At 50.5% G+C, this 13,499-nt stretch carries 12 protein-coding genes; all 12 read left to right on the forward strand.

Going from position 1 to position 13,499, the window contains the following annotated elements; genetic code table 11:
- The first annotated feature begins 4 nt into the window (after positions 1–4).
- The 12 genes from EDM58_RS08150 to EDM58_RS08205 all read left to right on the forward strand — a co-directional run bounded on the left by EDM58_RS08150 (position 5) and on the right by EDM58_RS08205 (position 13,490).
- Positions 5–850 (forward strand): citryl-CoA lyase, encoded by an 846-nt coding sequence (locus tag EDM58_RS08150; RefSeq protein WP_023557551.1) that lies wholly within the window; start codon positions 5–7, stop codon positions 848–850.
- A 53-nt stretch (positions 851–903) separates the two neighbouring features.
- Positions 904–1,905, forward strand: a complete 1,002-nt coding sequence (locus EDM58_RS08155) for a zinc-dependent alcohol dehydrogenase (RefSeq protein ID WP_122912895.1) — start codon at positions 904–906, stop codon at positions 1,903–1,905.
- Positions 1,902–3,665: a thiamine pyrophosphate-binding protein gene (locus EDM58_RS08160; protein ID WP_122912896.1), complete on the forward strand. Its 1,764-nt coding sequence runs from the start codon at positions 1,902–1,904 to the stop codon at positions 3,663–3,665. Before EDM58_RS08155 ends, EDM58_RS08160 begins: the two co-directional genes overlap by 4 nt.
- Before the next feature lie 21 nt (positions 3,666–3,686).
- Positions 3,687–5,117, forward strand: a complete 1,431-nt coding sequence (locus tag EDM58_RS08165) for an aldehyde dehydrogenase family protein (RefSeq protein ID WP_023557548.1) — start codon at positions 3,687–3,689, stop codon at positions 5,115–5,117.
- Positions 5,118–5,164: 47 nt separating this feature from the next.
- Positions 5,165–6,022, forward strand: coding sequence for a sugar phosphate isomerase/epimerase family protein (locus EDM58_RS08170; RefSeq protein ID WP_023557546.1), 858 nt, complete (start codon positions 5,165–5,167; stop codon positions 6,020–6,022).
- A gap of 10 nt (positions 6,023–6,032) precedes the next feature.
- Positions 6,033–6,473 carry a type II 3-dehydroquinate dehydratase gene (aroQ, locus tag EDM58_RS08175; RefSeq protein ID WP_023557545.1) on the forward strand — a complete coding sequence of 147 codons (441 nt, stop codon included), beginning with the start codon at positions 6,033–6,035 and terminating at the stop codon, positions 6,471–6,473.
- 107 nt (positions 6,474–6,580) lie between these two features.
- Positions 6,581–7,642: a Bug family tripartite tricarboxylate transporter substrate binding protein gene (locus EDM58_RS08180; protein ID WP_122912897.1), complete on the forward strand. Its 1,062-nt coding sequence runs from the start codon at positions 6,581–6,583 to the stop codon at positions 7,640–7,642.
- A gap of 9 nt (positions 7,643–7,651) precedes the next feature.
- Positions 7,652–8,164 carry a tripartite tricarboxylate transporter TctB family protein gene (locus EDM58_RS08185; protein WP_122912898.1) on the forward strand — a complete coding sequence of 171 codons (513 nt, stop codon included), beginning with the start codon at positions 7,652–7,654 and terminating at the stop codon, positions 8,162–8,164.
- A gap of 12 nt (positions 8,165–8,176) precedes the next feature.
- Positions 8,177–9,688: a tripartite tricarboxylate transporter permease gene (locus EDM58_RS08190; protein ID WP_023557541.1), complete on the forward strand. Its 1,512-nt coding sequence runs from the start codon at positions 8,177–8,179 to the stop codon at positions 9,686–9,688.
- A 121-nt stretch (positions 9,689–9,809) separates the two neighbouring features.
- Positions 9,810–10,778, forward strand: a complete 969-nt coding sequence (locus EDM58_RS08195; RefSeq protein WP_122912899.1) for an aldo/keto reductase — start codon at positions 9,810–9,812, stop codon at positions 10,776–10,778.
- 181 nt (positions 10,779–10,959) lie between these two features.
- On the forward strand, positions 10,960–12,540 hold the full coding sequence (locus tag EDM58_RS08200) for an ABC transporter substrate-binding protein (RefSeq protein ID WP_122912900.1): 1,581 nt from the start codon (positions 10,960–10,962) through the stop codon (positions 12,538–12,540).
- Positions 12,541–12,569: 29 nt separating this feature from the next.
- Entirely contained in the window at positions 12,570–13,490 is a 921-nt protein-coding gene (locus tag EDM58_RS08205; RefSeq protein ID WP_183187452.1) for an ABC transporter permease, read from the forward strand.
- The last annotated feature ends 9 nt before the right edge of the window (positions 13,491–13,499 follow it).

Raw genomic sequence — 13,499 nt, forward strand, 5'->3', positions numbered from 1 at the left:
ACCGATGAGCAGGAGTGCATTGAGCGCCTATAAGGATGGAGCTGTCTGGTGGGATACCTCCATTAGCCAAATCAAAAAAAATGAAATTATCATCCGCGGTTATCCGATCGAAGAATTGATTGGCACCCTGTCGTATAGCCAAATGCTGTACCTCCTCCTTTGTGGAGAGGTCTTGAGTGAGAAAAAAGCGCGTTTGCTTGAAAGCGTTTTAGTAGCCGGTGCTGATCACGGACCGAGAGCTCCCTCGATTGCAGCAGCTCGCATGGCAGCGACTTGCGGGATTTCGTTCAACTCCTGTGTAGCTACAGGCATCAATGTGCTGGGCGACATTCACGGAGGAGCAGCGGAGAAGGCCATGGCCTTGTTCTACAAAACAAACGCAAGACTCGAAGCCGAGCCTGATCTGGGATTCGATGAAGTCATCGCGGAAGAGCTGGATCTTCTCGAACAGAAGAAAGAGAAGCTGGGCGGCATCGGTCACCAATTGCATGATGACGATCCGCGCATCAGAAGATTGTACGCGCTTGCAGAGGCTCTGGTCGAAGAAGGAGAAATTTCAGGAAAATACCTGAAAATTGCGGAAACGTTCAGGAGTCAGCTGGAAGCGCGCAAAAATAGAAAAATGACCATGAACGTCGACGGGGTGGCTGCAGCGATTCAATGTGAGCTGGGCATACCGGCAGAATCGGCGAAAGGAATCTTTGCACTGTCCCGCGGGATGGGTATCGTAGCCCATGCGCTGGAAGAGTTGCAAAATGGCTTGCTGATCAAAGGGCCTTGCCCGAATCGCGACGATCTGGTCGGGTATTCCGGTCCAGCACTCAGACATCTGCCACAGGAAGAAAAATAAAGCCCTGAACACTCCAGAAGATAAAGCCGAACAACAAGGTGGTGAACAAACGAGTGTTGGAACTGTTGCTAAAAAAGCCGTTCGAAATGGAATTGCGAGAAGCAAACTCACTGCCTGGCCCTGTCGGCGACGAGGTGAAAATCAAGCTGATTTACGGCGGGATCTGCGGCACAGACCTGAGTGTGTACAAAGGCGGACTCACCTATGCCACCTATCCTGTCCGTCCGGGACATGAGCTTCTGGGCACGATTATCGAGGCAGGAGAAGAAGCCCGATACCAGCCCGGCACCCGGGTAGTCGTTCTCCCCAATACATTTTGCGGAACCTGTGTGAAATGCCAAGCGGGCAAGACGAACATCTGCCTGAACAAGAAGTCGCTGGGGATCAACATGGATGGCGGTTTTTCAGAAGAATTCGTCATTTCCTCAAGGTTCGTATTGCCTGTCCCTGATGATTTGCCAGACGAAAAAGCCGTCTTGATCGAACCGTTTGCCGTCGTGGTCCACGCACTGAAAAAGGTGGAGATCCAAAAAGGCACCTCCGTCGCGGTGATCGGCTGCGGCAACGAAGGAAAACTGGCGATCCTGCTCTCTCAATATCTGGGCGCAGAGGTGACGGCGATCGACATCCAGCCCAGGAAGCTGGAAAAGGTCAAAGAGCTCGGACCTGACATCCGTACTGCTTTGCCCAAAGAAGTCAGGGGAGAGACGTTTGATGTGGTCATCGAGGCGGCCGGTACGAAATCTTCCATAGAGGATGGGATCAAACTGGTCACGTCAGGCGGAGCCATGGTCATGATCGGAATCACGCAAGAATCAAGCTTGCCCGTGGCCCATGTCGTGCGAAGCGAGATTACCCTCTACGGCTCGATCATCTACCAGTTCCCGGATGACTATCTGCAGACGATCGAATATTTGCGCAACAAAGCTTTTCACGTCGAACCGGTCGTCTCCAAGATCATGCCGGTGTCAGCTTACAAACAAGCATATGAAAACGCTTTTTCTGGCGACTATGGAAAAATCATTCTCGATTTCAGGGGTGAATCTATCAAATGAAAAAAGATCTGATTTCGCATCAACTGGTCAAGTATTTGGAGGATCGCGGCGTCGAGCATCTTTTCGGACTCTGCGGCCATACCAACATCGCGGTGCTGACAGCCCTCGAATCCAGCAAGATCAAATTTGTGAACACGCGTCATGAGCAGATTGCCGCGCACATCGCAGACGGCTATGCCCGCGCGAAAAAACAGACGGCAGTCGTACTCAGCCACCTGGGACCTGGTCTCACCAATGCGGCCACCGGTGTAGCCAACGCGGCTCTCGACTCGATCCCGATGGTTGTCATCGCCGGGGACGTGCCAAGCCACTACTACGGCAAGCATCCACACCAGGAAGTCAACATGCATGCGGACGCAGCCCAATACGAAATCTATCGTCCTTTCGTCAAACGCGCGTGGCGTGTAGATCGTCCTGACCTGTTCCCGCAAATTCTCGAGAAAGCATTCCAGCTGGCGGAAAGCGGCAGACCAGGACCGGTGCTGGTATCCGTGCCGATGGACATCTTCTCCATGGAGATCGAAGTCGAACTCTTTGAAAAAGTGAAGCAGCACACCAGAACCCTGCACAAGCCGTCACTGGATCAGGAGACAGCTACCCGCATCGTAGAAAAGCTGATTCAAGCGAAAAATCCTGTGTTGTACGTCGGCGGAGGAATCATGCTTGCTGATGCTGCAGCAGAATTGCAAGAGCTCGTCGATCACCTGAGCATTCCCGTGGCGCACAGCCTCATGGGCAAAGGTGCGATCTCGGACGACCATCCATTCACCTTGGGCATGACAGGCTTCTGGGGAACCAAATTCATCAACGACACGACCCGCAATGCCGATTTGATCCTGGCTTTGGGTACCCGTTTTGCCGAAGCGGACGCCAGCTCGTGGGAAAAAGAATACACCTTCGATATTCCGAAAACCAAGCTGATCCACATCGACATCGATCCAAGCGAGATCGGCAGAAACTATCCGGTTGATATCGGCGCCGTCGCTGATTTGAAGCAGGCCTTGAAAGCAATCAACCGCGTGGCCAAAGAACTGCTGCCAGAAGGCAAGAAAAACGAAGAGCTCAAAGCGAAAATCGCTGCCAACCGTGCCGAGTTCCAGGGAGCCAACAAGGAGCATATCGCATCCAATGCCTTCCCGATGACGCCACAGCGCATTTTGCAGGAAGTACGCGACGTATTGCCTCGCAATGCGATCATCACAACCGATGTGGGCTGGAACAAAAACGGGGTAGGGCAGCAATTCCCGGTCTATGAGCCAGGCTCTGTCCTAACGCCAGGCGGATTGGCGACAATGGGCTTCGGTGCTCCTGCTGCCTTGGGTGCCAAGATCGCGCAACCGGATCGCGTCGTTCTCTCGCTTGTCGGCGACGGCGGCTTCGGACAAAACCCTGCCGTATTGGCGACAGCAGCAGAAGAGAACATCCCTGTCGTCTGGGTGATCATGAACAACTACGCGTTCGGAACGATTGCTGGCTTGCAAAAAGCACACTTCGGCACGACTCTGGGCACCTTGTTCAAGCGTGACGGGCAGCCGTACTCGCCGGATTACGCAGCAATCGCCAAGGCATATGGCATTGATGGGGTCAAAATTCAATCGGCAGATGAGTTCAAGTCTGCGTTGGAGACCGCTATTGCGTCCAACAAGCCTTATGTGATCGACGTTCAAATGCAGAATATTCCGACTCCAACGGCTGGACATTGGAATATTATGGATATCTATTCTCCAGACAAGAAAGTACACCACGTAGCAGTCGAGTAATTTCAAGGAGGAAAAAGAAAGATGGCAGAGACAAAAGTAAGAGCAACCGAACTGACACCAGAACAACAGCAAGAGCTGGATCAAGCTTTTGAAAAGGCAAAAGCGGCGCTGGCCATCATCGAAACTTACGACCAGGAGCGCGTAGACCGTCTGTGCCAAGCGGTTGCTTGGGCAGTCGCCAACAAAAAAACATTTGAACGCCTGGTGAAAATGGGAATCGAGGAGAGCCGTCTGGGCGATCCGGAAAGCCGCATGAACAAGCGCTTTAAAATCCGTGGAGTTCTGCGCGATGCCCTGCGCCAGAAAAGCGTCGGCATCATCGAAGAGATTCCGGAAAAGGGAATCGTCAAATACGCGAAGCCAGTCGGAATCATCTCCTCGATCGTACCGACTACCAACCCGGACCTCACTCCGGCAGGCACCGCGATCTATGCGATCAAAGCGCGCAACGTCGTGATTTTCTCTCCGCATCCGCGTTCCAAGAACACCTCTTATGAGACTGTTCGCCTGATGCGTGAAGCATTGGAGAGAGAAGGCGCACCAGCCGACATCCTGCAATGCCTGACCAACGTCAACATCCCGATGACCAAAGCCTTGATGGCGCGTGCTGACCTCGCTCTGGCGACAGGCGGAAAAGACATGGTGAAAAGCGCGTACAGCTCCGGTACTCCCGCATACGGCGTAGGGGCTGGGAACGCAACCATGATCATCGACGAGACAGCCGATACTGCTGATGCGGCACGCAACACCATGCTGAGCAAAACCTCCGACTTCGGTTCTGGCTGCTCTGCAGACGGAAACCTGATCATCAGCGACAAGATCTTTGATGAGATGCTGGAGCAATTGGTCAAAGTCGGCGGCTACCTGGCGAATGATGAAGAAAAAGAAATGCTGCGCAAAGCGATGTGGGATGACGAAGGACATCGTCTGCCAACAACGGTAGCGCTGGCTCCGCAAAAACTGGCGGAAGCGGCAGGCTTCTCCATCCCGGAAGACCGCAAATTCATCATCGTGCACGGCGACGGAATCGGCAAAGAGTATCCGTTCTCCGGCGAGAAGCTGACAACCTTGCTGGCTGTGTACAAATATGAAGGCGAATTTGAAAATGCGCTCGATATGATGCGCGCGATCTATGAAGTGGGTGGAAAAGGCCACTCTTGCGGAATCTACTCCTTCAACGACGATCACATCCATCGCCTGGGACTGGCTGCGCCAGTAAGCCGGATCATGGTGCGCCAGCCACAATCCAAAGCAAATGCGGGAGCGTTCAACAACGGCATGCCGATGACGTCCAGCCTGGGCTGCGGAACATGGGGAGGCAACATCGTATCCGAGAACGTCCACCTGAAGCACTACATGAATACCACTTGGGTATCGCGTCCGATCCCGGAAGACAAACCTTCCGATGAAGAGCTGTTCGGCGAGTTCTACGATCCTGAGCTTGAAAAATAAACGTTTTGCCTGGCATCCACTATCACGCGAATGGAGGAAACAACAAGGTGAATAAACAATTTTCCCTAGCTTACTTGACCGTGTTGGGCTGTCCGCCAGATGAGATGATTGAGATTGCCGCGCGCGCTGGTTATGATTTCGTCAGTCTAAGACCCATTTACATGGGTCTTCCTGGCGAACCAAATTACTCTTTATCCGACAACCCTGACCTGATGAAAAAGACAAAGAAAGCGCTGTCGGATACAGGCGTGAAGCTGCTCGATATCGAATTGGCCCGCATTTATGACGGTCTTGACCCCAAACGATACCTCCCTGCGATGGAATCCGCAGCAGAACTAGGGGGACGGCATGTTCTCAGCAGCATTTGGACGGATGACCGCAATTTTGCCATCGAAAGCTTTGCAGAGCTTTGTGATTTGGCGAAACCTCTGGGGCTTACGGTAGAGCTGGAATTCGTGCCGATCGCGAGCGTTTCTACTCTCGCGGGGGTTCTGGATGTTCTGCATACTGTCAAACGGGATAATGCAGGTGTGATGCTCGACATGCATCACTTCCATCGCTCTCAAGACAAGGTAGAGGATCTGGATGCCGTCCCACGCGAATGGTTCCGCTTCCTTCACCTGTGTGATGCCCCGGCCGAAATCCCGACATCCAAGGAAGAAATGACGCATATCTTGCGCGAAGCCCGGCTGTACGTTGGCGAGGGCGGCATTGATGTCGCAAGCATCGTGAACCGCATTCCGGAGATTCCTTGCTCTATCGAATTGCCGAATACCCAACGTTCCAAGGAACTGGGGTACGCGGAATTCGCCCGTCAGTGTCTGGTTACAGCCAAGGAATACTTCGCCAAGCACCCTCGCGAAGAGCAGGATACCCTCGATAAAAAAAAACTAGTTGAAGTATAGGTGATAGAATATGAAAAAAATTCTAATGCTGCACGGCATCAATCATGACATGTTTGGCAAGCGTGATCCGGTACAATATGGAACCGTTACGCTGGATGAAATCAATGAAAAAATGACCGCACTGGCCAAGGAACTGGGTGTGGAAGTCGAGTTTTTCCACTCCAATCACGAGGGTGAGATGGTTGAGCGCATTCATCGGGCATTCCAGGAAGAGAAGGATGCCGTCATCATCAACGCAGGAGCCTGGACGCACTACAGCTACGGCTTGCGCGACGCTTTGGCGATCCTGACCGTGCCGATCATTGAGATTCACATGTCCAATATTCACGCGCGCGAACCGTTCCGTCACCACTCTGTCTTTGCGGAAATCGCCAAGGGGCAAATCTGCGGTTTTGGAGTCGATAGCTACCTGCTTGGACTGCGTGCAGCGATTGCTTCGATTGCCGATTAAAAAAATCTTCATAATAAAAAAGAAAATAAAAGTAGAAAAAACAGATTTCTATAATATAATCAAATTTATAAAATTTTTAGATCTATTAAAATAAGGGGGTTTCATTTATGTTACGCAAGACTATGATTTCTGTAATCGCTTTCAGCATGCTGGCATTGGCAGGCTGCTCGCAAGGCACTTCCTCCGGCGGAGCTGCTCCGTCCGAACAGCCGCAAGCTGCCCAAGAGGGCGCTAAGTTCCCGAACGGCACAGTAACTGGTGTTGTTCAATGGGGTGCAGGTGGAGCGTTGGACACCATGTCCCGCAAAATTGGACCTCTGGCTGAGAAGTACATGGAAAGCGGCTCTCTCGTTCTTACCAACAAGCCAGGTGCTACGGGCGCGATCGCAACGCAATACGTACATGACAAAAAAGCAGATGGCCACACGCTCCTGTTTGCGGCTGAGAACCCTGCCCTGTACGGCGTAATGAAAATCTCTGACGTAGATTTCAAAGACTTCTATCCAGTAAACATTCTGGCTCGCGGTATCGCGACTGTCGTTGTTCCAGGTGATTCCAAATACAATTCCCTGGAAGATCTGATCAAGGATGCGCAAGCGAATCCTGGTAAAGTGAAAATGGCTTCTACCGGACCAGGAGGACTTCCTTTCACTGTCACGACCATGCTTGGAACCGTTACCAACACCGAATACAACATGGTTCCATTTGACGGAGACGGTCCTTCCCTGACTGCTTTGCTCGGTGGACACCTGGATGCGACAGTTCTGGGTCTGCCTGCTGCGATTGAGAACGCTAAAGCTGGCAAAGTGAAAATTTTGACTGTCATCAATGATGAGAGAATCGAAGAACTGAAAGACGTTCCTGCTGTAGTGGAAACACTGCCTGATATGAAGAAGTACCTCCCATGGGGACCTTTCTATGGCGTATGGGCGAAAAATGGCACTCCAGATGACGTGAAAAAAGCTTTGGTTGACATCTTTGCAAAAGCTCAACAAGATCCTGACTTCCAAGACTTCTTGAAAAACTCTGGTGCCATTTCTGTAGGTATCTCTGGTGATGAAGCTGTGAAGTACTGGAAAGACTGGCAGTCTACTACAGCATGGCTGCTGCAAGATGCTGGTGCAGCGAAAGTGAGTCCGGCTGATCTGAACATCGAGAAAAAGAACTAGGGTGATGACATGGTAGCGGGAAAATATATTTCTACACTCCTGATTGTTCTCAGTCTTGCAGTTGTGGCAATGTCGTTTAACATCGAAGGACAGAGCGTGTTTGATCCTTCATCTCCTGCCTTTTTTCCCGCGTTAGTAGGCGTGGTCATGCTCATCAGTGCTCTTATGATTGCCAGAAGAGGGGTTCAATCCCCCTCTTCTGCGCAAGAAGAGGACAAGGCGCCAAAACCGGTTGCAGGAAATGAAGATGATGAAGAGCTAGAGAAAGACATGTATGAAGTTGAGAACATTACACAAAAAGGCATTAACATTCGCTTGATTTTATTTACATTGCTGGTTGTCTTGTTTGCAGTCCTGATGAATTACTTCAACTTTATGGTTCTCTCTTTCCTGTTCCTCTTTGGAGCAATGCTTCTGCTCAGCAGGGAAAAAGTGCTCAGAAGCCTGATCCTCTCCGCAGTATTTGCTGTAGGCTTCTACTACATTTTCGTCTATGTCTTCCACTTTGTGTTTCCTTCGTAAGGAGTGTTAATCATGCTAGATCAGATTTTAGTACCTTTTACGGACTTACACCTGCTGCTCCTGATCGCTCTTGGTACTCTGTTTGGCGTCGTAAAAGGTCTTTTGCCTGGGCTGTCGGTTACGATGGCGGTCACTCTGCTGGTCTCACTAACCTATACGTGGGACACCATACCAGCGATCGTCACGATGATTGCCGTGTTTTACGGCGGTGTTTACGGCGGAGCACGCTCTTCTATCTTGATCAACGTTCCTGGTTCGGCTTCTTCGCTGGCACATACCTTTGACGGGTATCCGCTGACGAAAAGAGGGGAAGCAGGCGTCGCTATCGGGATTACGACGATTTACGCTGTGATCGGTGGAGCGATCGGTCTTTTGTGCCTGGCTCTCGCTGCTCCGTTTTTGGGAGAACTGGCTCTTGGCTTTGCTGCACGAGACTACTTCCTGATCATGTTCCTCGGATTGCTTCTGGTAGGCGGGCTTAGTGAGGGTTCTATGGCAAAAGCCATTTTCGTGGCTGGCATCGGTGTGACTCTTGGCATGGTGGGGATGGATTCCCTGACTGGTGTAGAACGCTTTACCTTTGGAAATCTGGAATTGAAAAGCGGCATCAACTATATCGCGTGTATGCTAGGCTTGTTTGGATTGTCAGAAGTATTCGTCCAATTGCACAATTTGGGAAAAGTAAAAGCCGATGTGATCATCGGAAAAATACTGCCTCCTCTCATCTATTTGATCAAATTTTTGCCTCTTACAATCCGGACAGCCATTATTGGGGTTGTTGTCGGGATTCTGCCGGGCGCCGGCGGAGAAATCTCATCCTTGATCGCCTATGATCATGCCAAAAAGACAGTGAAAAACCCGACACGTCCATTCGGGAAAGGCGCTTATGAAGGTCTCGTCGCTCCTGAGGTAGCGGTTATGTCTACAAATGGCGGCGCTATGATCCCAATGTTGACTTTGGGAATTCCGGGAGATGCGGTTACAGCTGTTTTGATCGGTGCCATGACCATCCACGGTCTGAAACCAGGTCCTATGCTCATGGTGGAAACTCCAGAATTGTTCTGGGTCATTCTGGGTGCAGCACTCGTTTCTCTAATCTTCATTATTGTTTGGGGACTTTCGGCGATTTCCTTCTTTGCCAGAGTCATTCTGATTCCCAAGTACATTCTGATGCCCATCATCGTCTTCTTTACCGTAATTGGTTCTTACGGAATTAATAACAGTGTTGCGGATGTCTACTGGATGATTGCCTTCGGGGTCATTGGATATTTGCTCAAGCTGTACAAATTCCCGACTGGGCCGATGGTCTTGGGTATTATTCTTGGACCGCAGATGGATGTGTATCTGCGCAGAGCGATCATTACGGAAGAAGGCAGCGTTTGGGGCTTCGTATCCAGTCTGTTTGTCCATCCGATCAGCTTGATCCTGACTCTCTTTGTCCTGTTTACACTGCTCTCACAGACCAACATGTACAAGAAAATGACGAAGCAGCTTTTTCAAAAATTCTCGAAAAAATCTGCATAAGAATCGTTGACAGACATCTCCATCTAAGATTGCCCATACGTCATAGTGCCCTCCGTTCCAGGAGGGATTATGGCCTCGCAATGTGCTCAAAACAGGTTTACGTGTAAGGGAGTAGGTTGAAATGAAAGGTATCGAGGTACCAGGCTTGGACAAAGCCGTTTCAAGACTCATTTTGGGAACGTCCGGTTTATCTACCGATCCACAAGCTGCTTTTGAAATGCTGGATACTTTCGTCGAATTGGGCGGAAACACGCTAGACACTGCTCATCTGTACAACAGGGGAGCCAGTGAGCGGATGATTGGAAAATGGATGCAAGCCCGGCAAAATCGGGATCAAATCACGATCGTCGACAAAGGCGGCCATCATTTCGTAGCAGAAGACGGTACACATGATGCCTCGGTGAGCAGGGTAAATGCCAAGGAGATTACTCGCGATCTCATGGAAAGCTTGGAGAGATTGCAAGTAGAGTACATTGATGTGTACGTGCTTCATCGCGATGACACATCTGTGCCTGTCAGCGAATTGATGGACATGCTGGAAGAGCATATTCAGGCAGGCCGGATCAAGCGTGCGGGAGTGTCCAACTGGAGCTATGGCAGGATCGAGGAAGCGAATCGATATGCGGATCAAAAGGGCTACAAGCGGCTGGTGCTAAATAGTCCGTCTTTTAGCCTGGCGAAAGCGAACGAACCTCGTTGGCCCGGCACCGTCTATATCGACAAGGATTACGAGAACTGGCATGTACGTACGCAGATGCCTCTATTCTCCTGGGCTTCTCAGGCAACCGGCTTTTTCACAGGACGTTTTTCTCCTGAAGTTAAAACCAATGCAGACATCGTACGAGTCTATTACAGCCAAGACAACTGGGAACGTTATCGCAGAGCTGAAGCCTTGGCGAAGCAGAAGGGAAGCCAATATACCCCGAATCATATTGCTCTTTCCTATGTATTGCACCAACCATTTCCCACTTGTGCTGTCATCGGCCCGCAAACGGTTGCCGAACTGCGCGACTGCTTTACGGCCCTCCAACTTTCCTTGTCTCCAGATGAATGCAAATGGCTAAACCTCGAATTGAATGAAGAAAGATAGGTATAAAAAGCAGGGAGAGTTCGCTCTTCCTGCTTTTTATGCTTCTATCGAAACTTGTCTGTTTTCCTCGTATTACTATTTTTTATATGCTCATGAAAGATTCTTATTGGCTATATAGAATGATTAAAAGTAAAATTTTTATGAATATACTGAAAAATCAAATAAAAAAGGGTTTTAGAAAGTGAAAAAAAGAACAAGACACTGGTTGGTCCCAGCTTTGGTTCTTTCGCTGCTCTTCTCCGCTTGTACGCCAGCTAGTCAAGAGAACCCGGAGCCGGGCAATGAGCTTTCGAAAGGCGAGATTGTTGTTGCGGTTGTTTCAGAGCCGGATTCCCTTGATGTCCATAAAACATCATCGATTGGGGAAGCGACGGAGCACCTGTACGCGACGCTGTTCGAACGAAGTGAAAATGGGGAAATCGTTCCGGGCTTGGTCAAGGATTATCAAGTCGCGGATGGGGGAAAAGAGATTACCTTCAACCTGAAAGAGAATGCGGTCTTCCACTCAGGAAAACCGATCAATGCTGAAGCAGTCAAAAAATCGTTTGAACGATTCCTGGAAAAATCACCGTTCAAGACAAATGCAGGTTCGATCAGCAACATCGAGGTGCTTGGCGAATATTCGTTCAAAGTTACGTGGAGCGAGCCGTATGCCCCGTTCTTCAGCAACGCCACTTCGGCTTACCTGGCGCCCTTGGATGTATCGACGTTGGACGAGCAGGGAGAAGGCTTCGACAAAAATGCGAGCGCAGGCGGACAGCTCCAGCTTACGGAGGTCAAGCGAGGGGATTCCGTCGTCTACAAGCCTTTTGAAAAAGCGGATTGGGGTGCCAAGGGTACTCCCGGCTTCAGCAAAGTAACCTTCCGCTTCATCCCTGATGATGAGACCAGAATCCTGGAGTTCAAGAAAGGCTCGGTCAATGTGCTGCTGGATGTTCCCTTCCAATACATCGAGGAGCTGGAAAAAGAGCCGGGTGTGGAATTGGAAAGAGTGTCGGACTATGTGATGAATTACCTCGGGTGGAATAACAAATTGCCGATCTTCCAGGATGTCCGCGTGCGTCATGCGATTGCCCTCGCAGTGGATCGTGAACCGATCATTCAAACAGCGCTAAGAGGTGCAGCAAAGCCTGTCTTCGGACCTTTGCCAGACGTAGTAAACGGGCATAACCCTGCGATCGAGGAGAAAGCGCGCAAAAAATATGCGCAAGACAAGGAAAAGGCCAAGCAGCTTCTGGCGGAAGCAGGTTGGAAGGAAACGAACGGGGAAGGCATTGTAATGAAAGACGGCAAGCCGTTCTCCGTAGAAATGTGGGTGCAAAATGAGCCTGTCATGCAGCGGGTGGCGCAAATTCTTCAGCACCAATTGCGGGAAGTCGGCATCGATGTCCGAATCACCGTCAAGGAATCGGCTGCGATCATCGAACAAACGCCAAAAGGCGGACACCAAATGATTCTGTGGAGCTACGGCTGGTTCGATGCTGATATCTTGTATTTCCTCCTCTTTGGCAAGGGGAAATCGACGCGTCTGCATTATGAAGTGGATGAATTGGATGCCATGCTGCAAAAAGGAAGAATCGAGATGGACCCGGACGCTCGCTATAAAATTTACGAGGAAGCCCAAGATTTCCTGGTGGAGCAGTCTCCGTGGGTTCCACTCTTTGTCAGGGAGAGTGTCACCGCAACCCGGGGACTGAAGAATTTCAAAAAGCATCCGATTTCCAACCGTATTATTTGGGATGACGTAGAGGTAGTCGAGTAGACAAGTTTTTATGACGAGGGGGGCTTGGATTGCCGTCTTATCTTCTCAAGCGATTGTTGACGATGGGTATAACCCTGATCGGCGTATCTCTGCTCGTATTCATGATGCTCCATCTCATACCGGGAGATCCCGTGAGATATATCCTGGGGGACTTCGCCACGCCGGAATCGATTGCCGAGCTGGAGAGCCGATTGGGTTTGGACAAGCCGCTGCCCATGCAGTACCTCCATTATATGGCCGGAGTGATTCAGGGAGATTTGGGCACCTCCTACGTTACCGGATATGCTGTCATGGAAGAGATTGCGAATCGTTTTCCGATTACGGCCCAGCTTGCTGTGTACAGTATTCTCTTTGGCTCTGTCTTCGGCATTTTGATCGGAATCATCGCGGCGATGAAGCAGAATACCATTCTTGACCAGCTTGTGATGGTCATTTCTTTGATCGGCATATCGGCCCCCAGCTTTTGGATCGCCTTGTTCTTGATTCTGCTGTTTGCCTACCATTTGGGGTTTTTTCCCATATCGGGCTATAAAGGCTTTTACTCGCTCATCCTGCCTTCTATCACGTTGGGATTGGGTACAGCCGGGAATATAGCGCGAATGACGCGCTCCAGCATGCTGGAGGTGATCAAGCAGGATTATATCCGTACGGCGCAAGCAAAAGGGGCCAACCTGTACCGGCTGATTTTCCAGCACAGCTTGCAAAACGCGATGATACCTGTCACCACCTTGATCGGCTTGCAATTTGGAGCCTTGATGGCAGGAGCGGTCGTGACAGAGACGGTGTTCGCACTCCCCGGCATGGGAAGCCTGATCGTTTCCGCGATTGCTACCCGAGACATTCCAACGGTGCAAGGCTTGATTTTATTCATGGCGTTCCTCTTCATCGTCGTCAATTTGTTGGTGGATTTGATTTATACCAAACTGGATCCGCGTATCCGCTATGAATAGAGATGGCAC

The sequence above is a fragment of the Brevibacillus panacihumi genome (genome assembly GCF_003710985.1).
In the GTDB taxonomy this organism is placed as follows: Bacteria; Bacillota; Bacilli; order Brevibacillales; family Brevibacillaceae; genus Brevibacillus; species Brevibacillus panacihumi.